This window comes from Pseudomonas sp. GM30 (genome assembly GCF_000282275.2).
In the GTDB taxonomy this organism is placed as follows: Bacteria; Pseudomonadota; Gammaproteobacteria; order Pseudomonadales; family Pseudomonadaceae; genus Aquipseudomonas.
Window position 1 is genome coordinate 1 of record NZ_AKJP02000003.1, and the last position, 24284, is coordinate 24284.

22 protein-coding genes are annotated in these 24284 nt (G+C 60.8%); 15 read left to right on the plus strand and 7 right to left on the minus strand.

The window, feature by feature from the left end; translation table 11 throughout:
• Positions 1–189 precede the first annotated feature (189 nt).
• Positions 190–1683 carry a CoA-acylating methylmalonate-semialdehyde dehydrogenase gene (locus PMI25_RS02280; protein ID WP_007968119.1) on the minus strand — a complete coding sequence of 498 codons (1494 nt, stop codon included), beginning with the start codon at positions 1681–1683 and terminating at the stop codon, positions 190–192.
• A 76-nt stretch (positions 1684–1759) separates the two neighbouring features.
• A complete protein-coding gene (locus PMI25_RS02285) occupies positions 1760–3109 on the minus strand; it encodes an aspartate aminotransferase family protein (protein WP_007968117.1) in 1350 nt (449 codons plus the stop codon).
• A 138-nt stretch (positions 3110–3247) separates the two neighbouring features.
• Here PMI25_RS02285 and PMI25_RS02290 point away from each other — a divergent pair, with 138 nt between their 5' ends.
• The 7 genes from PMI25_RS02290 (at position 3248) to PMI25_RS02320 (ending at position 11210) form a co-directional block, all read left to right on the plus strand.
• Complete coding sequence (locus PMI25_RS02290; RefSeq protein ID WP_007968115.1) at positions 3248–4168, plus strand: LysR family transcriptional regulator; 921 nt, start codon at positions 3248–3250, stop codon at positions 4166–4168.
• 122 nt (positions 4169–4290) lie between these two features.
• Entirely contained in the window at positions 4291–5679 is a 1389-nt protein-coding gene (locus PMI25_RS02295; RefSeq protein ID WP_007968113.1) for a uracil-xanthine permease family protein, read from the plus strand.
• A gap of 87 nt (positions 5680–5766) precedes the next feature.
• The gene (locus PMI25_RS02300) at positions 5767–6417 is read left to right on the plus strand and encodes a TetR/AcrR family transcriptional regulator (RefSeq protein WP_045121963.1); all 651 of its coding nucleotides are present in this window, start codon (positions 5767–5769) and stop codon (positions 6415–6417) included.
• 7 nt (positions 6418–6424) lie between these two features.
• Complete coding sequence (locus PMI25_RS02305) at positions 6425–7006, plus strand: IMPACT family protein (RefSeq protein ID WP_007968109.1); 582 nt, start codon at positions 6425–6427, stop codon at positions 7004–7006.
• A 609-nt stretch (positions 7007–7615) separates the two neighbouring features.
• Entirely contained in the window at positions 7616–9163 is a 1548-nt protein-coding gene (locus PMI25_RS02310) for an ABC transporter ATP-binding protein (RefSeq protein WP_007968108.1), read from the plus strand.
• 14 nt (positions 9164–9177) lie between these two features.
• A complete protein-coding gene (locus PMI25_RS02315; RefSeq protein ID WP_007968106.1) occupies positions 9178–10284 on the plus strand; it encodes an ABC transporter permease in 1107 nt (368 codons plus the stop codon).
• Complete coding sequence (locus PMI25_RS02320; protein ID WP_007968104.1) at positions 10284–11210, plus strand: ABC transporter permease; 927 nt, start codon at positions 10284–10286, stop codon at positions 11208–11210. The genes PMI25_RS02315 and PMI25_RS02320 overlap by 1 nt, the downstream gene beginning before the upstream one ends.
• 91 nt (positions 11211–11301) lie before the next feature.
• Here PMI25_RS02320 and PMI25_RS02325 read toward each other — a convergent pair whose 3' ends face one another.
• Entirely contained in the window at positions 11302–11721 is a 420-nt protein-coding gene (locus PMI25_RS02325; RefSeq protein ID WP_007968102.1) for a hypothetical protein, read from the minus strand.
• Between the two features lie 83 nt (positions 11722–11804).
• On the opposite strand from PMI25_RS02325, the gene PMI25_RS02330 reads away from it, so the two are divergent.
• The 3 genes from PMI25_RS02330 to PMI25_RS02340 all read left to right on the plus strand — a co-directional run bounded on the left by PMI25_RS02330 (position 11805) and on the right by PMI25_RS02340 (position 14484).
• On the plus strand, positions 11805–12155 hold the full coding sequence (locus tag PMI25_RS02330) for a MerR family transcriptional regulator (RefSeq protein ID WP_007968100.1): 351 nt from the start codon (positions 11805–11807) through the stop codon (positions 12153–12155).
• Between the two features lie 25 nt (positions 12156–12180).
• The gene (locus PMI25_RS02335; protein ID WP_007968099.1) at positions 12181–12867 is read left to right on the plus strand and encodes an SDR family oxidoreductase; all 687 of its coding nucleotides are present in this window, start codon (positions 12181–12183) and stop codon (positions 12865–12867) included.
• A 258-nt stretch (positions 12868–13125) separates the two neighbouring features.
• Positions 13126–14484 carry an 8-oxoguanine deaminase gene (locus tag PMI25_RS02340; protein WP_007962939.1) on the plus strand — a complete coding sequence of 453 codons (1359 nt, stop codon included), beginning with the start codon at positions 13126–13128 and terminating at the stop codon, positions 14482–14484.
• Between the two features lie 123 nt (positions 14485–14607).
• Here PMI25_RS02340 and PMI25_RS02345 read toward each other — a convergent pair whose 3' ends face one another.
• A complete protein-coding gene (locus tag PMI25_RS02345) occupies positions 14608–15699 on the minus strand; it encodes a calcium:proton antiporter (RefSeq protein WP_007962948.1) in 1092 nt (363 codons plus the stop codon).
• 273 nt (positions 15700–15972) lie between these two features.
• On the opposite strand from PMI25_RS02345, the gene PMI25_RS02350 reads away from it, so the two are divergent.
• The 3 genes from PMI25_RS02350 to PMI25_RS02360 all read left to right on the plus strand — a co-directional run bounded on the left by PMI25_RS02350 (position 15973) and on the right by PMI25_RS02360 (position 19192).
• Positions 15973–17046 (plus strand): BMP family ABC transporter substrate-binding protein, encoded by a 1074-nt coding sequence (locus PMI25_RS02350; RefSeq protein WP_007962950.1) that lies wholly within the window; start codon positions 15973–15975, stop codon positions 17044–17046.
• Positions 17047–17190: 144 nt separating this feature from the next.
• Positions 17191–18156, plus strand: coding sequence for a 2-oxoglutarate and iron-dependent oxygenase domain-containing protein (locus PMI25_RS02355; RefSeq protein WP_007962952.1), 966 nt, complete (start codon positions 17191–17193; stop codon positions 18154–18156).
• A gap of 82 nt (positions 18157–18238) precedes the next feature.
• A complete protein-coding gene (locus tag PMI25_RS02360) occupies positions 18239–19192 on the plus strand; it encodes an adenosine deaminase (protein ID WP_007962954.1) in 954 nt (317 codons plus the stop codon).
• 121 nt (positions 19193–19313) lie between these two features.
• Here the strand turns inward: PMI25_RS02360 and PMI25_RS02365 are convergent, their stop codons facing one another.
• The 3 genes from PMI25_RS02365 to PMI25_RS02375 all read right to left on the minus strand — a co-directional run bounded on the left by PMI25_RS02365 (position 19314) and on the right by PMI25_RS02375 (position 22803).
• Positions 19314–20696 (minus strand): MFS transporter, encoded by a 1383-nt coding sequence (locus PMI25_RS02365; RefSeq protein WP_007962956.1) that lies wholly within the window; start codon positions 20694–20696, stop codon positions 19314–19316.
• A 129-nt stretch (positions 20697–20825) separates the two neighbouring features.
• Positions 20826–21557: an ArsR/SmtB family transcription factor gene (locus PMI25_RS02370; RefSeq protein ID WP_007962957.1), complete on the minus strand. Its 732-nt coding sequence runs from the start codon at positions 21555–21557 to the stop codon at positions 20826–20828.
• Between the two features lie 316 nt (positions 21558–21873).
• A complete protein-coding gene (locus PMI25_RS02375; protein WP_007962958.1) occupies positions 21874–22803 on the minus strand; it encodes a LysR family transcriptional regulator in 930 nt (309 codons plus the stop codon).
• Positions 22804–22921: 118 nt separating this feature from the next.
• Between PMI25_RS02375 and PMI25_RS02380 the strand changes: the two genes are divergently transcribed.
• Both PMI25_RS02380 and PMI25_RS02385 read left to right on the plus strand, forming a co-directional pair.
• Positions 22922–23215 carry a putative quinol monooxygenase gene (locus PMI25_RS02380; protein WP_007962959.1) on the plus strand — a complete coding sequence of 98 codons (294 nt, stop codon included), beginning with the start codon at positions 22922–22924 and terminating at the stop codon, positions 23213–23215.
• 32 nt (positions 23216–23247) lie between these two features.
• Positions 23248–24261, plus strand: a complete 1014-nt coding sequence (locus tag PMI25_RS02385; protein WP_007962961.1) for a zinc-binding alcohol dehydrogenase family protein — start codon at positions 23248–23250, stop codon at positions 24259–24261.
• Positions 24262–24284 lie beyond the last annotated feature (23 nt).

The window sequence follows — 24284 nt, forward strand, 5'->3', positions numbered from 1 at the left end:
TCGAAAACTGCGTAACTCATTGAATCTCAAGGAGTTTTCCGTTTCGACTGCGCCGGAAGTGGGGCGAATTATAGAGACTCAGAATCTGCCGTCAACCCTTATTTTCATAAATCTGTCATATCGGTCAAAAAAGCCCGAAACGCGAAGGCCGACCTTATAAGGTCGGCCTTCTGTGCACTGCCCTTCTCCTTACAAGCTAGGGAAAGCGAATTGCGAAGCTTCATGGCTCGCACGCTGCGGCCAGCGCTGGGTGATGGCCTTGCGACGGGTATAGAAGCGCACACCATCCGGGCCATAGGCGTGCAGGTCGCCGAACAGCGAACGCTTCCAGCCGCCGAAGCTGTGGTAAGCCACCGGCACCGGCAGCGGTACGTTGACGCCGACCATGCCGACTTCGATCTCGTCGCAGAACAGCCGCGCCGCTTCACCGTCACGGGTGAAGATGCAGGTGCCGTTGCCGTATTCGTGATCGTTGATCAGCTTCATCGCCTCTTCCAGGCTGTTGACCCGAACCACGCACAACACCGGCCCGAAGATCTCTTCCTTATAGATGCGCATCTCAGGGGTGACGTTATCGAACAGGCAGCCGCCGAGGAAGAAGCCATCCTCATGACCTGGAATACTCAAGCCGCGACCATCGACGACCAAGGTCGCGCCCGCTGCCACGCCGTCATCGACGTAACCGCTTACCTTGTCCCGCGCCTGACCGGTGACCAGTGGCCCCATGTCCAGACCGCACGAAGTGCCGGCACCGATTTTCAGCGCCTTGATCTGCGGAACCAGTTTCGCCACCAGCGCATCCGCCACCTGATCGCCGACACACACTGCGACCGAAATCGCCATGCAGCGCTCACCGCAAGAACCGTAGGCCGCGCCCATCAGTGCGCTGACGGCATTGTCCAGATCCGCGTCCGGCATCAGCACCGCGTGGTTCTTCGCCCCGCCCAGTGCCTGAACTCGTTTACCGCGCTTGGTACCTTCGGCGTAGATGTATTCGGCAATCGGCGTCGAGCCGACAAAGCTCAATGCTTTGACTTCCGGCGCTTCGATCAGCGCGTCCACTGCAGTCTTGTCGCCATGCACCACGCTCAGCACGCCTTTCGGCAGGCCAGCTTCCAGCAACAGTTGAGCGATCAGCAGCGTCGAGCTCGGGTCACGCTCGGATGGTTTGAGAATGAAGCAGTTACCGCAGACGATCGCCAGCGGATACATCCACAGCGGCACCATCGCCGGGAAGTTGAACGGGGTGATACCGGCCACCACGCCCAACGGCTGGAAGTCCGACCAGGCGTCGATGTTCGGGCCAACGTTGCGGCTGTACTCACCCTTGAGGATTTCCGGGGCAGCGCAGGCGAACTCGACGTTCTCGATACCACGCTTCAGTTCACCGGCGGCGTCTTCGAGGGTCTTGCCGTGTTCTTCGCTGATCAATTGCGAGATGCGCGCTTCGTTCTGCTCCAGCAATTGCTTGAAGCGGAACATCACCTGGGCACGTTTGGCCGGCGGGGTGTTGCGCCATGCCGGGAACGCAGCCTTGGCGGCGTCGATCGCGTGTTGAATGGTTTCGCGGGTCGCCAATGGCAGCTTGTGGATTGCCTGACCGGTAGACGGGTTGAACACATCAACCGCGCGACCGCTCTCGGTCACCAGTTCGCCATTGATCAAATGCGGGATAACGCTCATCGAAAACTCCTGAATTCTTGTGTACAGACGCCCGCATGGGGCGCCTGTCATTCGCAGGTATATATAGAGGGAAAAATCAGTCGAGCTTGTTCAGCACTTCGCCAACCGCGTCGAACAGACGATCGAGGTCTTGCGGCTTGCTGTTGAAGGTTGGGCCGAACTGCAGGGTGTCGCCGCCGAAGCGCACGTAGAACCCGGCTTTCCACAGGGCCATGCCGGCTTCGAACGGACGCACGATGGCGTCGCCGTCACGGGCCGCAATCTGGATCGCACCGGCCAGGCCGTAGTTACGGATGTCGATGACGTTCTTCGAACCTTTCAGACCGTGCAGGGCATTTTCGAAATGCGGTGCAACCTCGGCCACGCTCTGCACCAGGTTTTCCTTTTGCAGCAGGTCGAGTGCCGCCAGGCCAGCGGCGCACGCCACCGGGTGGGCCGAGTAGGTGTAGCCGTGGGGGAATTCCACCGCGTATTCCGGAGTCGGCTGATTCATGAAGGTCTGGTAGATCTCGGAGCTGGCAATCACTGCGCCCATCGGAATCGCGCCGTTGGTGACTTGCTTGGCGATGCACATCAGGTCCGGGGTCACGCCAAAGCTCTCGGCGCCGAACATCGAGCCGGTGCGGCCGAAACCGGTAATCACTTCGTCGAATATCAGCAGGATGTTGTGCTGATCGCAGATCTCGCGCAGACGCTTCAGGTAACCCTGCGGCGGAACCAGCACGCCAGCGGAACCGGCCATCGGCTCAACGAATACCGCCGCGATGTTCGACGCGTCGTGCAGTTCGATCAACTTCAGCAGCTCATCGGCCAGGGCGATACCGCCCTGCTCCGGCATGCCACGAGAGAATGCGTTGCTGGCCAGCAACGTGTGCGGCAGGTGATCGACGTCCATCATCGCCTGACCGAACAGTTTGCGGTTGCCGTTGACACCGCCGAGGCTGGTGCCGGCGATGTTCACGCCGTGATAACCACGGGCACGGCCGATCATTTTGGTCTTGGTCGACTGGCCTTTCAGGCGCCAGTAGGCACGGACCATTTTCACTGCAGTGTCGGCGCACTCGGAGCCGGAGTCAGTGAAGAACACGTGGTTCAGATTGCCCGGGGTCAGGTCAGTGATTTTCTCGGCGAGCTGGAACGACAGCGGATGGCCGTACTGGAAGCCTGGCGAGTAATCGAGAGTGCCCAGTTGCTTGGAAACCGCTTCCTGGATTTCCTTGCGGGTGTGCCCGGCGCCGCAGGTCCACAGACCGGACAGCGAGTCGTAAACCTTGCGGCCCTTGTCGTCGATCAGCCAGCTGCCTTCGGCGCCAACGATCAGACGCGGATCGCGCTGGAAGTTGCGGTTGGCGGTGTACGGCATCCAGTGCGCGTCCAGCTTCAGTTGGCTGGCCAGTGGCGACGGCGCGTTTTCAGGCATGTTCATCGGGCAAAACCTCGCAGGGCATAAGCATCAGGGAGATAAAAAGCGTTGTTGCAGCTAAATTGCCACGGCGATAAAGTCGGTGAAATCCAACTTTTCTAACCTTCAGTTAGAAGCCTGCTAAACAATGAGAACAACAGTATGAGCAGTCGCCGCCCCGATCCGCTGGCCCAGGTCAGTGATTTTGATATTCGCCTGCTGCGGATTTTTCGCAGCGTGGTGGAGTGCGGCGGCTTTTCTGCGGCAGAAACCGTGCTCGGCATTGGCCGCTCGGCGATCAGCCAGCAGATGAGCGATCTCGAACAGCGCCTCGGCCTGCGTTTGTGCCAACGCGGGCGCGCCGGGTTCTCGCTGACCGAAGAGGGCCGCGAGGTTTATCAGTCAGCGCTGCAACTGTTAAGTGCGCTGGAAAGTTTCCGCACCGAGGTCAACGGCCTGCACCAACACCTGCGTGGCGAGTTGATCATCGGCCTGACCGACAACCTCGTCACCCTGCCCCACATGCGCATCACCCATGCCCTCGCCCAGCTGAAGGAGCGCGGGCCGGACGTGCAGATCCAGATTCGTATGATCGCGCCCAATGAAGTCGAACAAGGCGTACTCGATGGCCGCCTGCATGTCGGTGTGGTGCCACAGGCCAGCGCACTGTCGGGGCTGGAATATCAGCCGTTGTACAGCGAACGCTCACTGCTTTATTGCGCGGTGGGTCATCCGCTGTTTTATGTCGATGACAAGCAACTGGATGACGAGCGCCTTAATAGCCAGGATGCGATTGCCCCGACCTTTCGTTTGCCGGCGGAGATTCAGGCGCATTACCAGGCGCTCAATTGCACCGCCAGTGCGTCCGACCGTGAGGGCATGGCGTTTCTGATTTTGACCGGGCGTTACATCGGTTATCTGCCGGATCATTACGCCAGCCTGTGGGTGCAGCAAGGTCGCTTGCGTGCGCTGAAATCGACGACACGTTTTTATGATTTGAGTCTGGCATCGGTCACGCGCAAGGGGCGGCGCCCTCATTTGGTGCTGGAAAGTTTTCTGGAGAGTCTGGCGGCGACGCGTTGAAAAATCCTGCAAGGCCCGACAGATCAGGTTTTCAACCACAAAATCACTGAATAACCTGAGCAAGTGGACAGCTTTTTGCAAAGCAGGATCAACCCCGATCCTTCAACAAGAAGCCTTAAGCCATGCAGCCAGATTCTGAACCGTCCAGCGACCTGATCTACGGCCTCGACGACCGCCCAAAACCACCGGCCGCGATCCTCGCCGCCCTGCAACACGTGCTCGCCAGTTTCGTCGGCATCATCACCCCGCCGCTGGTGATCGGCTCGGCACTCGGCCTGACCGCGCATTTGCCGTATCTGATCAGCATGGCGCTGATGGTTTCCGGGGTCGGCACCTTTATTCAGGCGCGGCGGCCGTTCGGCATCGGCGCCGGGATGATCTGTTTGCAGGGCACCAGTTTTGCCTTTCTCGGCGCGGTGCTGTCGGCCGGGTTTCTGGTCAAGCAGCGCGGTGGCAGCCCGGAAGACATTCTGGCGATGATCTTCGGCGTGTGCTTTTTCGGCGCCGTGGTGCAGATCGTCCTCAGCCGTTTCATCGGTCAATTACGCCGGGTTGTTACGCCGCTAGTGACCGGGATCGTCATCACCCTGATCGGCGTCAGTCTGATCAAGGTCGGCATCACCGATCTGGGCGGTGGTTTCAATGCGCCGGACTTCGGGGCGCCGGGCAATCTGGCACTGGGTGTGTTCGTGTTGCTGACGATCATCCTGCTCAATCGCTCGAACACGCCGTGGGTGCGGTTGTCGGCCATCATTATCGGATTGCTGCTTGGCAGTCTGGCCGCGTGGTTCAGCGGGAAACTGGTCCCGCAGGCATTGCCTGACCTGCCGCTGGTCAGTCTTCCTGCACCGTTCAAGTTCGGTTTCAGCTTCGACTGGACGGCTTTCCTGCCCGTCGCGCTGATTTATCTGATCAGCACCATCGAAACCGTCGGCGACCTCACGGCCAATTGCATGCTCGCCCGCCAGCCGATCAGCGGCCCCTCTTATATAAGCCGACTGCGCGGCGGCGTGCTCGGTGACGGCGTGAGCTGCATGATCGCCGCCACCTTCAGCGCCTTCCCCAACACCACGTTTGCGCAGAACAACGGCGTGATCCAGTTGACCGGCGTCGCCAGCCGCTACGTCGGGCTGTACATCGGTGCGATCCTGTTTTGTCTCGGCCTGTTCCCCATGATCGGCGCGGTGCTGCAGCAGATCCCGAAACCGGTGCTCGGCGGCGCGACCCTGGTGATGTTCGGCAGCGTCGCCGCAGCCGGGGTGCGGATCCTCGCGCAGTCGCCGCTGGACCGACGCAGCATGCTGATCATCGCCACTTCGCTCGGCGTCGGCCTGGGCATCGCCGCGCAACCGAGCCTGCTGCACCTGTTGCCGAAACTGGTGCAGAACCTGTTCGACTCGGCGATCACCAGCGGTGGCCTGACCGCGATCATCCTCTGCCTGCTACTGCCAGAAGCGAAAACCAACCGCGTTGAATCCGCCGCAGCGCTGAACAAGATCGAACAGGCGTAACGGTTTTATTGCTTCAGGACTTGTCGGATGCCTGTGGGTGCGTTATCAACGCAACTGGTTGCACCCACAGACAAACCGGAAGTGCCTATGACCTTTGAAGTCCCCGCTCACGGCGGCAAACCCGCCAGCCGCATTCGTCAGAAGAACGAAGAGACCATCCTCAAAGCCGCCGAAGACGAGTTCGCCCGTCACGGTTACAAAGGCACCAGCATGAACACCATTGCGCAGAATGCCGGGTTGCCCAAGGCGAACCTGCATTACTACTTCACCAACAAGTTGGGGTTGTACGTCGCGGTGCTGAGCAACATCATCGAACTGTGGGACAGCACCTTCAACACCCTGACCGCCGAGGACGATCCGGCCGAAGCGCTGACCCGCTACATCCGCGCCAAAATGGAATTCTCCCGCCGTCAGCCGCAGGCCTCGCGGATCTTTGCGATGGAAGTGATCAGCGGTGGCGAATGCCTGACCGAGTATTTCAACCAGGATTACCGCACCTGGTTCCAGGGCCGCGCGGCCGTGTTTCAGGCGTGGATCGATGCGGGCAAGATGGACCCGGTGGATCCGGTGCACCTGATCTTCCTGCTGTGGGGCAGCACCCAGCATTACGCCGACTTCGCCACGCAGATCTGCCGCGTCAGCGGGCGCAGCAAGCTGACCAAGCAAGACATGGAAGACGCCGGCAACAACCTGATCCGCATCATTCTCAAAGGCTGCGGCCTCACCCCGACTATTTAAGACGTTTATGCCTTTCACCCTCAGCGGTTTTTGCGAGTACCGCGAAGAGATTCGCAAAAGCCGCTTCATCACCTTCGCCGCGCCGATCGGCAGCCCCGCCGACGCGCAGGCGTTCTTCGAACAACACAGCGACTTGAATGCCTCGCATAACTGCTGGGCGTGGAAACTCGGTGTGCAATACCGCAGCAACGACGATGGCGAACCCGGTGGCACCGCGGGACGACCGATTCTGGCAGCCATCGAGGCGCAGGATTGCGACCAAGTCGCGGTGCTGGTGATCCGCTGGTATGGCGGCATTCAACTGGGCACCGGCGGTTTGGCCCGAGCCTATGGCGGCGGCGCGAACAAGTGCCTGCAAGCGGCGGCAAAAGTCGAGTTGATCAGCCGTGTGCCGCTCAGTTGTGCCTGCGGCTTTGCCGAGTTGGCGTTGGTGAAGCTGCGGGTGGCGGATCTGGGTGGTTTGGTAGTGGAGGAAAACTTCACGGCCAATGGTGTTGAGTTGCAGTTGGCGGTGGGTGAGGCGCAGATCGGGTTGCTGCAGACGCAACTGGCGGATTTGAGCCGGGGGCGGATTGTGCTGCAGCGTTGAAAGCAAGATCAAAAGATCGCTGCCTTCGGCCGCTCCTACAAAAGAATGTTCGTGTCCGTGTAGGAGCTGCCGAAGGCTGCGATCTTTTAGGGCAGCCCACAATCTGCTTATTCCACGGAGTTGCCCACATCTGCTGTGCACCCGACTGTGGATAACCTGAGCACATATGGCTGTAACCCTTCTGTCACGTGGCTTTGCGCGATTTGCTCACTTTTCGTCCATTCCATATGAAAAAAGATTAATCCCATGTAAAAACAAACAGTTAGCGCTGTTTATCACCATTGGGAGATAGCACCCCAGCGCTTATGCCAAGGATTTCCAATTGCGCACAATTACTGTGGAGCAACCTGTGGATAACCCGTTCATGGCTGGCGCAGTCGCAGGTTCTGCATAGGCCCCACGCGTTTGCTCGTTTTTTGATCAGTAGCCGGCGGTCAAAACTGGAGCCTGATCAACGGCTTTGCTCTCAATTGGTGCCGTACTTCCCGAGCATTTCCCCTTCGACGCTCTACGGCAACCGTTGGCGTGCAAGGCCCGACAAGGTTCCTGACTCAATGGCCAGGAAATTGCTTTATCCACAGGCATAACTCCAAGTCAGTCGAGCCTGTCATGCCAAGCCCAGATTCAACGCCGCGCCTGCAACTGCGCCAGATCAGCAAACGCTACCCCGGTTGTCTGGCCAATGACGCCATCGACCTGAGCATCGCGCCGGGGGAAATCCACGCCTTGCTCGGTGAGAACGGTGCGGGCAAAAGCACACTGATGAAGATCATCTACGGCGTGACCCAGGCCGATACGGGGGAAATGCTCTGGCAGGGTCAGCGAGTAAATATGCGTAACCCGGCGCAGGCCCGGCAGTTGGGGATCGGCATGGTGTTCCAGCATTTCTCGCTGTTTGAAACCCTCAGCGTCGCGCAGAACATTGCCTTGGCCATGGGCGCCAAGGCCGGCACGCCGAAACAACTGGAGCCAAAAATTCGGGAAGTGTCGCACCGCTACGGCATGGCGCTGGAGCCGGAGCGACTTGTCCACAGCCTGTCGATTGGCGAGCGACAACGGGTGGAAATCATCCGCTGCCTGATGCAGGACATCCGCCTGCTGATCCTCGACGAGCCGACATCGGTGCTGACACCGCAAGAGGCCGACGAACTGTTCATCACCCTGCGTCGTCTGGCGGCCGAGGGCTGCAGCATTCTGTTTATCAGCCACAAGCTCGCGGAAGTGCGCGCGCTGTGCCATAGCGCCACGGTCTTGCGCGGCGGGCGGGTCGCCGGGCATTGCCGGCCGGCCGAATGCTCGGATCAGCAATTGGCGCAGATGATGGTTGGCGAAGCGGCAGCACTGATCGGCGAATACCCGAAGGTCAGTGGCGGCGCGGACTTTCTACAGGTCAACGGCTTGAGCTGGCACAACCCCGATCCCTTCGGCTGCTCGTTGAGCGACATCAACCTGCAAGTGCGCGGCGGCGAAATCGTCGGTATCGCCGGGGTCGCGGGCAATGGCCAGGATGAGTTGCTCGCCCTGCTCAGCGGTGAGCAAACCCTGCCTCGCGACAGCGCGACAACGATTCGTTTCGCCGGGCAAGCGGTCGCTGATTTGCGCCCGGATGGAAGACGAAAACTCGGTCTGGCTTTCGTTCCCGCCGAACGTCTGGGCCACGGCGCGGTGCCGGAACTGAGCCTTGCCGACAACGCCTTGCTCACGGCCTTTCAACAGGGGCTGGTGAGCAACGGTTTGATCGAGCGCAGCAAAGTCGAAACCCTCGCACAAACCATCATTCAGCGCTTCGGGGTGAAAACCCCGGGCACTCACGCTGCCGCGCGCAGCCTGTCCGGTGGCAATCTGCAGAAATTCATTCTTGGCCGGGAAATCCTCCAGCAACCGAAACTGCTGATCGCCGCGCACCCTACCTGGGGCGTCGACGTTGGCGCGGCGGCGACCATTCACCGCGCGCTGATTGCCCTGCGCGATGCCGGCGCGGCGATCCTGGTGATCTCCGAAGACCTCGACGAACTGTTCCAGATCAGCGACCGCCTCGGCGCACTGTGCGCGGGGCGTCTGTCGCCGCTGCAGAACACCATCGACACCCTGCTGAGCGATGTCGGTGGCTGGATGGCCGGGCACATCGACCACACGCATTCATCGGCCACGGCCTGACGGAGTTTCCCAACATGCTGCTTTCCCTCGAACCCCGTGGCCAGCAATCGCGCCTGATGCTGTGGTGCTCGCCATTGCTGGCGGCGCTGCTGACCCTCGGTTGCGGCTCGCTGTTGTTCATCGCTCTGGGACATGACCCACTGCAAACTCTGCACACCCTGCTGATTGCACCGATCAGCGACTTGTATGGCATTTCCGAGTTATTGGTCAAAGCCCTGCCGATTCTGCTCTGTGCATTAGGCTTGGCGGTGGCGTATCAAGCGCGGATCTGGAATATCGGCGCCGAAGGGCAATTGCTCCTTGGTGCACTCGCCGGCAGTGCCTTGGCGGTGAACATCATCGACCTGCAAAGCCGTTGGGCGCTGGTGCTGATTCTTCTTACCGGCACCTGCGCCGGCGCCGCTTGGGCCGGGCTGACGGCATGGCTGCGCACACGCTTCAGCGCCAACGAAATCCTCACCAGCATCATGCTCAATTACATCGCGCTGAACCTGTTGCTGTTCTGCGTGCACGGGCCGCTGAAGGATCCGGCCGGCTACAACTTTCCCGAGTCGGCGATGTTCGGCGACGCCAGCCGCCTGCCGCTGCTGATGGAGGACGGCCGGGTGCATGCCGGGGTGTATTTCGCCCTGCTCGCGCTGGTTGCGGTGTGGGTGTTGTTGCAGAAAAGCTTTGTCGGTTTTCAGATCAAGGTGCTGGGGCTGGATAAACGTGCGGCGGGTTTCGTCGGTTTTCGCGAGAAGCGTTTGATCTGGCTCGCGCTGTTGATCAGCGGTGGTTTGGCCGGGCTGGCCGGGGTTTGCGAAGTGACCGGGCCGATCGGGCAATTGGTGCCGCAAGTCTCGCCGGGGTACGGCTATGCGGCGATCACCGTGGCGTTTCTCGGGCGGCTGAATCCGATCGGGATTCTGTTCTCCAGCCTGTTGATGGCGCTGCTGTACATCGGCGGCGAAAGCGCGCAAATGACCCTCAATCTGCCGCAAGCCATCACCCAACTGTTTCAGGGAATGATGCTGTTTTTCCTGCTGGCCTGCGACGTGCTGATTCTCTATCGGCCACGCCTGAAACTGCGCTGGACACGGCGCGCGTCGACCACCGCCGTAACCGCCGGAGCGCTGTGATGGATATCGATCTGCTGAGCAATATTTTCTACGCCATGGTGCGTTGCGGCACGCCGCTGTTGTTGGTGGCGCTGGGTGAGTTGATCTGCGAAAAGAGCGGCGTGCTCAACCTCGGCCAGGAAGGGATGATGCTGTTTGGCGCGGTGATCGGTTTTATCGTCGCCCTCAACAGCGGCAGCCTGTGGCTCGGTGTGCTGCTGGCGATGCTGGCGGGGATGCTGCTGTCGTCGCTGTTTGCCCTGGTGGCGCTGGTGTTCAACGCCAATCAGGTGGCGACCGGGCTGGCGCTGACGATTTTCGGCGTGGGTCTGTCGACCTTCGTTGGTGCGGCGTGGGTCGGCAAGCCGTTGGCCGGATTCGAGCCGTTGGCGATTCCGTACTTGAGTGAGATTCCGCTGATTGGACGGATGCTGTTTGCTCAGGATCTGCTGGTGTACCTGTCGTTCGCGCTGTTTGCGCTGGTGGCGTGGGTGATCATCAAGAGCCGTGTCGGCTTGATCATTCAGGCCGTTGGCGAGAACCCGGACGCGGCCAGTGCGATGGGCCTGCCGGTGCTGACCGTGCGCACGCTGGCGGTGCTGTTTGGCGGGGCGATGGCCGGGCTGGCCGGGGCGTATCTGTCGCTGGCGTACACGCCGATGTGGGCGGAAAACATGACCGCCGGACGCGGCTGGATCGCGCTGGCGCTGGTGGTGTTTGCCAGTTGGCGGGTATGGCGTTTGTTGCTCGGGGCGTATCTGTTTGGCCTCGCCAGCATCCTGCACCTGGTGGCGCAAGGCTTGGGACTGGCGATTCCGTCGAGTCTGCTGGCGATGCTGCCATACGTGGCGACGATTGTGGTGTTGGTGCTGTTGTCGCGCGATGCGGTGCGGACTCGGTTGTATGCACCGGTGTCGTTGGGGCAGCCGTGGCAGGCAGGGCATTAGCCACACACCAGACCTGTGGCGAGGGAGCTTGCTCCCGCTGGGGCGCGAAGCGGCCCTCAACATTGAATCTGGAAGACCTCGCACTCAGGAATTACGACTGCTGCGCAGCCGAGCGGGAGCAAGCTCCCTCGCCACAGACCGGCATGACCTGAGCCACGCCCCACGCCAGTTCAAAGACCAGAAACCCGATCAGCAACGAACTGGCGCCATACATCAGGGCATACGCCTGCCAAGCCGCAAACAGAAACCGCGCCACCGCGTCATAGCGCCCATACACCGGTTGCGGATCACGAATGCGCAGCACCGCCCACACACAAACCAGCGAGCCCAGCAGGTTTGCCATCAACATGTGCACGGGCTGAAACGCAGGCAGCTCACCGGGCAAATGCAACGCGGTCAAAAAACCGTGCAACACAGCAAAACTCCACGGCGTGGCAAACGCCGCCGTCACGATCAGGTCATACCAGGCGCTGCCGCGCACCACATTGCGATACTGATTTGCAGTCCACATCATCCATGCTCCGGAAATTCAGGGAGCACTCACGGTAAAGCCTGGAGTATGCTCCAGGGTCAAGACCTCTTTTGAGACCCAGCATGCGCATCGGTGAATTAGCCCAGGCCAGCGCCGTCAGCCGCGACACCTTGCGTTTCTACGAGCAACGCGGACTGATCGCGGCGCAACGCAGTGCCAACGGTTATCGCGATTACCCGCCGGAAATGCTGCAACTGGTGCTCTACATCAAGACCGCACAGCGCCTGGGTTTTACCCTCGGCGAAATCGGCGACAGTGTCGCCGCGTTGTGGAACGCGCCCGACCCGGAAAATGCCGTGGCGCAGTTGCTGCGCGACAAACTGCATTTGATCGAAACCCGCATGAGCGAACTCGATGTGTTGCGACGAGAGTTGCAACAACGGCTCGGTCAGGCGTGTCCATTGAATCCGTGAACCGTAACTTTCAAGGAATCCCGTCATGTCCCAGGCAAAACACGCACTGATCATCGGCGCCTCCCGTGGCTTGGGCCTCGGGCTGGTGAAAACCCTGCTGGCCGATGGCTGGCAAGTGACCGCCACCGTGCGCAATCCGCAGAAGGCCGAGGCGCTGCAAGCGCTGGGCAACGTGCGGATCGAGAAACTCGACATGGACGACCAGCAAGCGGTGATCGCCCTGAGCCAGCAGCTCAAGGGCGAGACCTTCGACCTGTTGTTCGTCAACGCCGGGGTCAAAGGTCCGGAGGTGCAAACCCCGGGCGGCGCGACACTGGCCGAAGTCGGCCAGCTGTTTTTCACCAACGCCGTGGCGCCGATCAACCTCGCACAGCGCTTCGTCGGACAGATCCGCGATGGCAGCGGCGTGCTGGCGTTCATGAGTTCCGGCCTGGGCAGCGTCACCGTCCCCGACGCCCCGGAGCTGGCGCTGTACAAGGCGAGCAAGGCTGCGCTGAACTCGATGACCAATAGTTTTGTCACGCAACTGGGCGAGCAGAAACTCACCGTGCTGTCGTTGCATCCGGGCTGGGTGAAGACGGATATGGGCGGTGAAGGTGCTGACCTGGATGTAGAGACCAGCACTCGCGGGCTGATTGATCAGGTGAATGCGTACACCGGCAAGGGTGGGCATCACTTCATCAACTACAAGGGCGAGACCATTCCCTGGTAAGCACTGCCCCCCCTGTAGGAGCTGCCGAAGGCTCGGGCCGCGATCGGACGATCTTTTGATCTTGAACAACAAAATCAAAAGATCGCAGCCTGCGGCAGCTCCTACAGGGGGTGATGTGTTGGCTGTCGGGTTGGGCTTGCCCGCGGCCGTGATTTGTTTGAAACTCCGCACCTCGTCCATCGCGGCGACCCTGGATCAGCAGACAGGGCAACACTGAGCTGGCAACCCTGAACCCAACTTTCAGAGGAGCCGGCCACAATGCCTGCGACCCGTACCTGGTTAAAAAATCCCCTCGCCATTTTCACGGCCAACGCGCTCGATGCCCGTGGCGGTCTGGTGCTGCAAGACGGCGTGATCGTCGAAGTGCTGGCAGCCGGTCAGCAACCGTCCGCGCCATGCAATGACGTGTTCGATGCCCGCGAGCATGTGGTCCTGCCGGGCCTGATCAACACCCATCACCACTTCTATCAAACCCTGACTCGCGCCTGGGCGCCGGTGGTCAATCAGCCGCTGTTCCCGTGGCTGAAAACCCTGTACCCGGTGTGGGCACGGCTGACCCCGGAAAAACTCGCCCTCGCGACGAAAGTGGCTTTGGCTGAATTGCTGCTGTCGGGTTGCACCACCGCCGCCGACCATCACTATCTGTTCCCGGACGGTCTGGAAAACGCCATCGACGTGCAAGTCGACACCGTGCGCGAACTGGGCATGCGCGCCATGCTCACTCGCGGTTCGATGAGCCTCGGCGAGAAGGACGGCGGCCTGCCGCCGCAGCAGACCGTGCAGGAAGGTCAGGTGATTCTCGACGACAGCCAGCGCCTGATTCACGAGTACCACGAGCGCGGCGACGGTGCGCAAATCCAGATCGCGCTGGCTCCGTGCTCGCCATTCTCGGTGACCCCGGAAATCATGTCCGCCAGCGCCGAACTGGCGAATAAACTCGACGTCCGCCTGCACACGCATCTGGCCGAAACCCTCGACGAAGAAGATTTCTGCCTGCAGCGTTTCGGCCTGCGCACCGTGGACTACCTGGACAGCGTCGGCTGGCTCGGCCCGCGCACCTGGCTGGCCCATGGCATCCACTTCAATCCGGATGAAATCGCCCGCCTTGGTCAGGCCGGCACCGGTATCTGCCATTGCCCGAGTTCGAACATGCGCCTGGCTTCCGGCATCTGCCCGAGCATCGAGTTGACCGATGCCGGTGCGTTGTTCGGTCTGGGCGTGGACGGTTCGGCCTCCAACGATGCCTCGAACATGATCCTCGAAGCGCGGCAGGCGCTGTACATTCAGCGCCTGCGTTATGGTGCGGAAAAGATCACCCCGGAACGCGTGCTGGGCTGGGCGACCAAAGGCTCGGCGAGCCTGTTGGGCCGTACCGACATTGGCGAGCTGGCGGTGGGCAAGCAGGCGGATCTAGCGTTGTTCAAGCTCGATGAACTGCGCTTCTCGGGAAGCCATGATCCGATTTCGGCGCTGCTGTTGTGCGGTGCCGATCGGGCGGACCGGGTGATGATTGGCGGCAAGTGGCGGGTGGTTGATGGTCAGGTTGAAGGGCTTGATCTCAAAGGCCTGATCGCTGATCACAGCCAGGCGGCTCGCCAGTTGATCGCCGGCACCTGATCCGATCACCAAACCCTGTGGGAGCGAGCTTGCTCGCGAAGGCGTCGTGTCAGTCAGTGCTTGAGTTGACTGATACTCCGCTTTCGCGAGCAAGCTCGCTCCCACAGTTGTTTTGCGTCGGGTTCAAAGGCCAAGCAGCGACAGCATGATGAACGTCGCAAACAGCACAAAGTGCGTCATGCCTTCGATGGCATTGGTCTCGCCGTCATTCAGGTTGATCGCACTGACGATCAGTGTGATGAAGATCATCACCGTCTGCACCGGGGTCATTGCCATTTGAAATGGCTGGCCGGTATACAGCGCCATCGCTTCCATCACCGGCACGGTCAGGATCACCGTCGACAATGACGCGCCCATCGCAATGTTCACCACCGATTGCATGCGATTGGCCAACGCGGCACGCAACGCCGTCAGAATCTCCGGCGCTGCGGAAATCGCCGCCACCAGAATCGCCGTGATCACCGGTGGTGCGCCCGTGCCTTCCAGGCCCAGATCGAGGGTCTTGGACATCACTTCGGCCAACGCGCCGATCACCACCACGCCGAACACCAGAATGCCGATCGACCACGCCAGGCTCAGCGGTTTCGGTTCATCTTCCACCGGTGCTTTCTTGCGGCGCTTGTCCGGGTAGCTGTAGCTGAAAAAATAGCTGTGCGGCCCGACCTGCATGCGCAGAAACAACGCATAAAGCACCACCATCGCACCGATGGTGAACGCTGAATAAATCTTCCAGTTGGCCGCCGGAATAAACTCCGGCACCACCATCGATACGCCCATGGCGGTGAGGATCATCACGCTGTAGCTGCGTGCCGAATCGTCGTTGTACGACTGCTCGCCGTGCTTGAGTCCGCCCATCAGCGCGGCGAGGCCGAGGATGCCGTTTATGTCGAGCATCACCGCCGAGTAGATCGTGTCCCGCACCAGCGTGGCCGAGGCTTCGTTGCTCATCATGATCGCCAGGATCACCACTTCCACCAGCACCGCAGCGAGGGTCAGGATCATCGTGCCGTAAGGGTCGCCGACTTTTTCTGCGAGCAGTTCGGCCTGATGAGCGACGCGCATCGAGGCGGCAACGATGAAGGCGATCAGAACCAGACCCGAAATCAACGCGACGATCTGCCCGCTGTGCAGCATCCAGTGTTCCAGTGGATAGGCGATGCACGCGGCAATCACCGCCAGCAGCAGAAAGCTTTCTTGCTTGAGGATCGTGAGCATGGCGGGCCTTTTTGCCGAGAGATTCGAATGAGCTACTGACTGCGGCGTGGCGCTAACGTTTCGTTACACCTTAGCGCACCAGCCGATAGCGTGAATCCGCTGGCTTGCACTGCGTTGGTTCCGGCGCTGAAAAGATCGCAGCCTGCGGCAGCTCCTACAGGTTGCGCATCCCCTGTAGGAGCTGCCGCAGGCTGCGATCTTTGGCTTTGTTGTCCTGTTGGTCAGCAATTTGCATTGCTCCTGACCACACACAACAAAATGGAGCTCCAATTCATGCACATACGCCCGCTGCACAAACTGCTGTGCGCCGCCATCGGTCTGGGGATAAGCCTGAGCGCCAGCGCTGCCGATCCGCTGAAGGTCGGTTTCGTCTACATCGGCCCGATTGGCGACCACGGCTGGACGTATCAGCATGAACAGGGGCGCAAGGCGCTGGCGGAGAAATTCGGCGCGCAGATCAGCACCAATTACGTCGAGAACGTGGCCGAGGGCGCCGACGCCGAGCGGGTGATCCGCAACATGGCCAAGGACAACTACGACCTGATCTTCACCACCTCCTTCGGCTACATGAACCCGACGCTGAAAGTCGCCAAACAGTTTCCCAAGGTCACCTTCGAACACGCCACCGGCTACAAGCAGGACAAGAACCTCGGCACCTACCTGGCGCGCACTTACGAGGGGCGTTACGTCGGTGGCTTCCTCGCGGCGAAGATGACCAAGAGCAAGAAGATCGGCTACGTCGCCTCGTTCCCGATTCCGGAAGTGATCCGCGATATCAACGCCATCCAGCTGGCGCTGAACAAGTACAACCCCGGCACCGAAATCAAAGTGGTGTGGGTCAACTCGTGGTTCGACCCGGGCAAGGAAGCCGATGCCGCCAACGCGCTGATCGATCAGGGCGTGGACGTGGTGTTCCAGCACACCGACAGCCCGGCGCCGATTCAGGCCGCCGAACGGCGTGGCGTGTACGCCGTGGGTTACGCCTCGGACATGGCGCACTTCGGCCCGAAAGCGGTGCTGACTTCGATCGTCAACGACTGGGCACCGCACTACATTCAGGCAACTCAGAGCGTGATCGACCACAACTGGAAGTCCCAGGACTACTGGGGTGGGCTGAAGGAAGGCACGGTTGAACTGCCGATCAGCGATCTGGTGCCAGCGCCGGTGAAAGCCGAGGCCGAGCAGATCATTGCCGACATCAAGAGCGGTGCGCTGCAACCGTTTACCGGCCCGATCAAGGATCAGTCCGGCGTGGAGAAAATCCCGGCGGGCGTGAGTGCGACGAATGCGGAATTGGCGTCGATGAACTATTACGTGGAAGGGATGAAGGCCGAGATGCCGAAGTAATCTCTTCAAACTTGCATCGACCCTGTGGGAGCTGGCTTGCCAGCGATGAGGCCCTCACATTCGACATCATTGTTGCCTGTCAGACCGCTATCGCTGGCAAGCCAGCTCCCACATTTTGATCTTCAGCGCTCTCAAGGATTGTGTATGGATCAGCTCCCGATCATCGACATCTCACCGCTCTACACCAACGACCAAAACGCCTGGCCCGCCGTCGCCGCACAGATCGACCAGGCCTGCCGCGAATGGGGCTTTTTCTACATCAAGGGCCACCCGATTTCCGCACAGCGCATCGACTCGCTGCTCGACCACGCCCAGCGTTTTTTTGCGCAACCGACCGAAGAAAAACTCAGGATCGACATCACCCAGACCCGCCACCATCGCGGCTACGGCGCCATTGCCACCGAACAGCTCGACCCGGACAAACCCAGTGACCTCAAGGAAACCTTCGACATGGGCCTGCACTTGCCGGCGGATCATCCCGAGGTGCTCGCGGAAAAACCGCTGCGCGGGCCGAATCGTCATCCGGCACAAGCAGGCTGGGAAACGCTGATGGAGCAGCACTACCTCGACATGCAGGCGCTCGCGCAAACTCTACTGCGGGCGATGACGATTGCGCTGGGGATCGAGCGCGACTTCTTCGATTCGCGCTTCGTTGAGCCAGTCAGCGTGCTACGGCTGATCCACTACCCGCCGCGCCACACCGCCAGCAGCGCCGAACAGCAAGGCGCCGGCGCGCACACCGATTACGGCTGCATCACCCTGCTCTACCAGGACAGCGCCGGCGGCCTGCAAGTGAAGAACGTCAAAGGTGAATGGATCGACGCACCGCCGATTGACGGCACCTTCGTGGTCAACCTCGGTGACATGATGGCGCGCTGGAGCAACGACCGCTATCGCTCGACCCCGCATCGGGTGATCAGTCCGCTGGGGGTGGATCGCTACTCGATGCCGTTCTTCGCCGAACCGCACCCGGACACCCGTATCGAATGCCTGCCCGGTTGCCAGGACGCACAGCACCCGGCGAAATATCCGACCACCACCTGCACCGAATTCCTGCTGTCACGCTTCGCCGATACCTACGCCTACCGCCGTGAACCGCAAGCGGTGTGATGGATCGCTTGGTCAGGTTTTGCCAATTGTTTCGGCGCGCATCTGTAGAATGGCCGCCATCTGCACCTGATGAGAAAAGAATATGTACGATTGGCTCAACGCCCTGCCCAAGGCCGAACTGCACCTGCATCTGGAAGGCTCGCTGGAGCCTGAGTTGCTGTTCGCCCTGGCCGAACGCAACAAGATCGCCCTGCCGTGGAGCGATGTCGAAACCCTGCGCAAGGCCTACGCCTTCAACAACTTGCAGGAATTCCTCGACCTGTATTACCAGGGCGCCGACGTGTTGCGCACCTCGCAGGATTTCTACGACCTGACCTGGGCCTACCTGCTGCGCTGCAAAGCGCAGAACGTGATTCACACCGAACCGTTTTTCGATCCGCAGACCCACACCGACCGGGGCATCCCGTTTGAAGTGGTGCTCAACGGCATCGCCGCGGCACTCAAGGATGGCGAGCAGCAACTGGGCATCACCAGCGGTTTGATCCTGAGCTTCCTGCGCCACCTCAGCGAAGACGAAGCACAGAAAACCCTCGATCAGGCGCTGCCGTTCCGTGATGCGTTTGTGGCTGTAGGCCTGGACAGCTCCGAGATGGGTCACCCGCCAAGCAAGTTCCAGCGTGTGTTCGACCGCGCCCGTCACGAAGGCTTCCTGACCGTCGCCCACGCCGGTGAAGAAGGCCCGCCGGAATACATCTGGGAAGCCATCGACCTGCTGAAGATCCAGCGCATCGACCATGGCGTGCGCGCCATCGAAGACGAGCGCCTGATGCAGCGGATCATCGACGAGCAGATTCCGTTGACCGTGTGCCCGCTGTCGAACACCAAGCTCTGCGTGTTCGATCACATGTCGCAGCACAACATCCTCGACATGCTCGAGCGTGGGGTGAAGGTCACGGTGAACTCCGATGACCCGGCGTACTTCGGCGGTTACGTCACCGAGAACTTCCATGCGCTGCATGAACACCTGGGCATGAACCAGGATCAGGCCAAGCGCCTGGCGCAGAACAGCCTGGATGCGCGTCTGGTAAAACCGTAAGCAACACCGCATAACCAATGTGGGAGCGAGCTTGCTCGCGAATGCGGTCTGTCATTCAACGAAGATGTTGTTTGATACACCGTATTCGCGAGCAAGCTCGCTCCCACAGTTGGTTTAGGAGTCAGCCAATAACTTCTGCTTCAGTCAGCTCTTCCAGCGTCTTGCCCCGCGTCTCCATCCCGAACAGCCACACCACCCCCGCCGCAATCGCAAAGCACAGCGCCCCCAGCGCAAACACCCCGCCCTGCCCGGTAATCGGGAATACCAGCCCGGTCACCAACGGCCCGAGCAACGAGCCGACGCGGCCAATCGCCGAGGCAAAACCCGAGCCTGTGGCGCGCGCCGAGGTTGGGTACAACTCCGGCGTGTAGGTGTAGAGCACTGCCCACATGCCGAACAGGAAAAACTGCATCAGCAGCCCGGAGCTGATCAGCAACGCAACGTTGCCGCCGAACACCGCGCTCTGCCCGTAGAGAAACGCCATCACCCCGCCGCCGAGCAACGTCACGGTGCACACCGGTTTGCGCCCCCAGCGCTCCACCAGCCACGCCGCCATCAGAAACCCGGGAATCCCGCCCAGAGAAATCAGCACGGTGTAATACACCGACTGGGTCACGGCAAAACCCGACTGTTGCAACAACGCACTGAGCCACGACGTCAGCCCGTAAAAACCGAGCAAGGCAAAAAACCACAGGCTCCAGATCATCGTCGTGCGCTGGCGGTATTGCGGTGACCAGATCTGCCTGAGGGCCGAGAAGAAATTGCCCGGCGGCGTCACTGTCCTTGGCAGGCGCACCGGCTCAGGCAGCGTTTCGACACCGAGCGACGTGCGCACGCGCGCCTCGATCGCGCTCAGTACTTTGTCCGCCGCCTCATGGCGTCCGGCTTGCTCCAGCCAGCGCGGTGATTCGGGAATAAAGAAACGGATCGCCAGCACAAACACCGCCGGCACCGCCAACACCAGAAAAATGTCGCGCCAGCCAATCAGCGGCAGCAGGAAGTACGACAGCACTCCGGCGGCGACAAAACCCAGCGGCCAGAAACCGTCCATCAATGCAATGTAGCGCCCGCGCCGCTGCGCCGGGATCAACTCGGAAAGCATCGACTGTGCAATCGGAAACTCCATGCCCATGCCAATCCCCAGCAAAATGCGAAACAGCGTCAGGCTCTCGACCGTTTGCGCGGTCGAACACAGATAACTGGCCACGCCCCACAGCACGATGCTCCACTGAAACACCGGTTTACGCCCGAAACGATCGGCGAGCATGCCCGACAGCGACGCCCCCAGCACCATGCCGAAAAAACTCGAACTGGCGAGCAGGCCGGCTTGTGCACTGCTCAAGCCGAATTCGGTTTTGATCGAGCCGAGCAGGAACGTCATCATGGCCAGGTCCATGGAGTCGAAAAAGAATGCCAGGGCGATGATGATGAAAATGACCCGGTGATAACCGCTGAGCGGCAGCCGTTCCAGGCGCTCTGCCGCGCTGAAGTTTCGCGTATCCATGCCCCATCCCCCATCCACAATGTGTGCGGATCGAGTGTGCGCGATTACGCCCCGGCGCTTTTTCTGGATACGACCTGTTCGCAGTCACAGGCGACGCCAGCGTCGAAGTGTCGGCCGGCGAACGCTCTACTACGCCAATTCCAGCTCGGTTTCCTTGGCGAAACGCTGGATTTCCCGCTGCCCGGCCGGGGTCACTTGCAAGGCTCGGGAGTCCTTGGGCAGCACCAGCCAGCCGGACTGCATGAACAGTTGCAGCACCGCCGCGCCCAGTGAACCGCCCAAGTGCGGGCGACGTTCACTCCAGTCCGGACAGGCACACGCCACCTGAGCCTTGCGATGAGCGAGGGCCTGGATGAATACCCCGCGGTTGGCCAGTTGCGTCGAGCCTTTGAGGGTCACCACGACCCGCTGCTCGATCTGTTCGAGCCAGCCGGCATCGAGCAGACGCTGATACAGATCGGCAGCCAGCGTGCCCCCCAGATGGTCATCGCAAAAGCGCGCACGCAGCAGTGAAGACGGCGCAGTCCGGGGATTGGCGCTCGGCGTCGAGCGTTTGAATACGTGAGGAATTTCTCGCGGTGCGCTGGCGATGGTGGCACTGGCCAGGGCTTCGATGGCCGCCGCAATCTCCGGGGCTGCCAGGCGGAAAAAGCGCTTGCGTCCACGGACCTCGACTTTCAACAGGCCCCCGGCGGACAAACGCCCCAGATGCGCACTGGCCGAGGATGGCGACAACCCTGCCAGCAGCGCCAGCTCTTCGGTCTGGCGTGCCGAGCCATCCATCAACGCCCACATCATCGCACTGCGCTTGGGGTCGGCCAGCAGCGTGGCGATCTGGCTGATGCAAGGTGCATGTTCCATGTGTTCACTCCCTGTTGAATCGTATCGTCTACTGCTCGAAGACATCTTGACCAGTAATGTGTCGTCGGCCAAGACGGGTAAAACGCCGTGAACCGGAGCACGCCAGGCCGGTGCTGCTGCACCCGTCAATGACGTGTCCGCGGCGTTTGTGCAGCGCTCGCCAGGCCCTGGAAAAACCACGCGGATTCTGTCCTGGCCGGTTATCGGTGCAGGTTTGAGGCGGTCGCTAGTATAAGCGGGATGCACGCCGCTTCCTGCGTCGTGGCTGACTCGAATGGTGATAGTTCCTGAGAGAAATTTCGCTAATTGCCTGCGACTAATGATCAACTTTCGGGAAATGCGGAAATTGACTACTCAATTCGGCGCATCGGCTGGCGAGCATTTCCCTTAAAAGGTTCACCGGCTTACTCAATTGTGCGCGATGGGCGCACAACAAATTCAGCGGAGCACGCTCACAGAGCAATTCCGGCAGCAACACCTTGAGGCGTCCGGCAAGGACATCTGCGCCAACGTCGAGCCACGACTTGTAGGCGATTCCAGCCCCCGCCACCGCCCACAACCGCACGACGTCGGCGTCATCGCTGAAGCGATCGCCACTGACCGTCAGGCCGACTTCACGTTTGCCGTCATGAAAACTCCAATGGTCGTGCACGCGGCTGCCGAGCATGTACAGCAGGCAATTGTGCTGCGCCAACTGTTCGAGCTGACGCGGTTCACCGTGGCGCGCCAGATACGCCGGCGAGGCGCAAAGCACGCGGCGATTGTCCGGAGCGATGGGCAGCGCCACCAGGCTCGAATCCTCTGGCTCGCCGTAGCGCAGGGCGATGTCCACCGGCTGGCGGAACAGGTCGGCGATGCGATCACCGAGCAACAGGCGCACGGTCAGCTTCGGATGCTCGCGTTGAAACTCGTCGAGCCATGGCAACAACAGGTTGCGCCCGAAATCCGAAGGCGCCGACAACTGCAGGATGCCGCTGACCTGATCCTGCGCGCTGGAGAGAAAACGCCGGCCTTCGTCCAGCGAACTCAACGCGGCCCGCGCGTATTCGAGAAAACCTTCGCCCTCGGCAGTCAGGCGCAAGCTGCGGGTCGAACGCGCCAGCAAGCGCACGCCCAGTTGCTGTTCGATGCGTTTGAGCGCCGCGCTGGCCACAGCGGCAGACATGTCCATCACCCGCGCTGCTGCAGACAGGCTGCCCAGATCCGCCGCACGCACGAACAACTGCAAATCGTCGAAACGCAGCATTCCCAGCCTCGATTATCAAAAAAATATTGAAAGAGACTGCTCTTTTAGCCGGTTTTATCGCGCCGAGAAATAGCCAATGATGGGTTCAAGCGAATTTATCCCGCGACTGGAGCCAAACATGTCCCAAGCATTCACCGCCATCGCCACCCTGATCGCCAAACCCGGCCAGCAAGAGACCCTCGAAAACGCCCTGCGTGCACTGGTTGAGCCGAGTCGCGCCGAAGAAGGCTGCAGCCAGTACGACCTGCACCGCGACCTCACCGATCCGCTGACCTTTTATGTGATCGAACACTGGGCCAGCGAGGAAATCCTTTCGGCGCACAACGCCAGCGCGCATTTTCAGAACTTCCAGGCCGCCGCCGGCCACTGCATCGAACACTTCCAATTGAAACGCCTGGGCGCCATCGCCTGAGCCCTTCTTCTATTACCGTTATGGAGCAAGTCATGAAAGCCATCGCCTATTACGCCTCCCTGCCGATCAGCGACGAACAATCCCTGCAAGACATCGAACTGCCGGAGCCGGTCGCCGGCCCGCGCGACCTGCTGGTGGAAGTCAAAGCGATCTCGGTCAACCCGGTGGACACCAAGGTACGGCAGAACGTGGCGCCGGAGAACGGCGCGGCGAAAGTGCTGGGCTGGGACGTTGCCGGCGTGGTCAAGGCTGTCGGCAGTGAAGTGACGCTGTTCAAGGCTGGCGACAAAGTGTTCTACGCCGGCTCCATTGCCCGTGCCGGTGGCAACAGCGAACTGCACGTGGTCGATGAGCGCATTGTTGGCCACATGCCGAAATCCCTCGGTTTTGCCGAAGCCGCCGCGCTGCCGTTGACCGCGATCACCGCGTGGGAGTTGTTGTTCGAACGCCTGCAGATCAGCGAAGGCAAAACCGATGTGGGCCAGAGCCTGCTGATCGTCGGTGCCGCTGGCGGCGTCGGTTCGATCCTCACCCAACTGGCCAGCCAATTGACCGGGCTCAAGGTCATCGGCACCGCGTCCCGTGCACAGACTCGCGACTGGGTGACCGAGCTGGGTGCCGACGTGGTGGTCGACCATAGCCAGCCGTTGAGCGAAGAACTCAAGCGCGCCGGCATCGATCACGTGACCCACGTCGCCAGCCTGACCCAGACTGATCTGCACCTCGATCAACTGGTCGAGGCCCTGGCGCCGCAAGGCAAACTCGCGCTGATCGACGATCCGAAGTCGCTGGACGTGAGCAAGCTCAAGCGCAAGAGCCTGTCGCTGCATTGGGAGTTCATGTACACCCGCTCGCTGTTCGAAACCCCGGACATGATCGAGCAGCACAAACTGCTCAATCGCGTGGCCGAGCTGATTGATGCGGGCACTTTGAAAACTACGGTGGGCGAACATTTCGGCACGATCAATGCGGCGAACCTGCGTCGCGCGCACGAGTTGCTGGAAAGTGGCAAAGCCAAGGGGAAAATTGTTTTAGAAAGTTTCTGAGAATCCGAAGGCCGCAATCAGCG

Excerpts from the sequence above, each read along its gene's own strand:
- PMI25_RS02380 (WP_007962959.1), top strand. The coding sequence starts at position 22,922 with ATGTCCCAAGCATTCACCGCCATCGCCACCCTGATCGCCAAACCCGGC.
- PMI25_RS02280 (WP_007968119.1), bottom strand. The coding sequence starts at position 1,683 with ATGAGCGTTATCCCGCATTTGATCAATGGCGAACTGGTGACCGAGAGC.
- PMI25_RS02300 (WP_045121963.1), top strand. The coding sequence starts at position 5,767 with ATGACCTTTGAAGTCCCCGCTCACGGCGGCAAACCCGCCAGCCGCATT.
- PMI25_RS02365 (WP_007962956.1), bottom strand. The coding sequence starts at position 20,696 with ATGGATACGCGAAACTTCAGCGCGGCAGAGCGCCTGGAACGGCTGCCG.
- PMI25_RS02305 (WP_007968109.1), top strand. The coding sequence starts at position 6,425 with ATGCCTTTCACCCTCAGCGGTTTTTGCGAGTACCGCGAAGAGATTCGC.
- PMI25_RS02325 (WP_007968102.1), bottom strand. The coding sequence starts at position 11,721 with ATGTGGACTGCAAATCAGTATCGCAATGTGGTGCGCGGCAGCGCCTGG.
- PMI25_RS02310 (WP_007968108.1), top strand. The coding sequence starts at position 7,616 with ATGCCAAGCCCAGATTCAACGCCGCGCCTGCAACTGCGCCAGATCAGC.
- PMI25_RS02335 (WP_007968099.1), top strand. The coding sequence starts at position 12,181 with ATGTCCCAGGCAAAACACGCACTGATCATCGGCGCCTCCCGTGGCTTG.
- PMI25_RS02345 (WP_007962948.1), bottom strand. The coding sequence starts at position 15,699 with ATGCTCACGATCCTCAAGCAAGAAAGCTTTCTGCTGCTGGCGGTGATT.
- PMI25_RS02315 (WP_007968106.1), top strand. The coding sequence starts at position 9,178 with ATGCTGCTTTCCCTCGAACCCCGTGGCCAGCAATCGCGCCTGATGCTG.
- PMI25_RS02320 (WP_007968104.1), top strand. The coding sequence starts at position 10,284 with ATGGATATCGATCTGCTGAGCAATATTTTCTACGCCATGGTGCGTTGC.
- PMI25_RS02340 (WP_007962939.1), top strand. The coding sequence starts at position 13,126 with ATGCCTGCGACCCGTACCTGGTTAAAAAATCCCCTCGCCATTTTCACG.
- PMI25_RS02370 (WP_007962957.1), bottom strand. The coding sequence starts at position 21,557 with ATGGAACATGCACCTTGCATCAGCCAGATCGCCACGCTGCTGGCCGAC.
- PMI25_RS02285 (WP_007968117.1), bottom strand. The coding sequence starts at position 3,109 with ATGAACATGCCTGAAAACGCGCCGTCGCCACTGGCCAGCCAACTGAAG.
- PMI25_RS02295 (WP_007968113.1), top strand. The coding sequence starts at position 4,291 with ATGCAGCCAGATTCTGAACCGTCCAGCGACCTGATCTACGGCCTCGAC.
- PMI25_RS02330 (WP_007968100.1), top strand. The coding sequence starts at position 11,805 with ATGCGCATCGGTGAATTAGCCCAGGCCAGCGCCGTCAGCCGCGACACC.
- PMI25_RS02385 (WP_007962961.1), top strand. The coding sequence starts at position 23,248 with ATGAAAGCCATCGCCTATTACGCCTCCCTGCCGATCAGCGACGAACAA.
- PMI25_RS02355 (WP_007962952.1), top strand. The coding sequence starts at position 17,191 with ATGGATCAGCTCCCGATCATCGACATCTCACCGCTCTACACCAACGAC.
- PMI25_RS02350 (WP_007962950.1), top strand. The coding sequence starts at position 15,973 with ATGCACATACGCCCGCTGCACAAACTGCTGTGCGCCGCCATCGGTCTG.
- PMI25_RS02360 (WP_007962954.1), top strand. The coding sequence starts at position 18,239 with ATGTACGATTGGCTCAACGCCCTGCCCAAGGCCGAACTGCACCTGCAT.
- PMI25_RS02290 (WP_007968115.1), top strand. The coding sequence starts at position 3,248 with ATGAGCAGTCGCCGCCCCGATCCGCTGGCCCAGGTCAGTGATTTTGAT.
- PMI25_RS02375 (WP_007962958.1), bottom strand. The coding sequence starts at position 22,803 with ATGCTGCGTTTCGACGATTTGCAGTTGTTCGTGCGTGCGGCGGATCTG.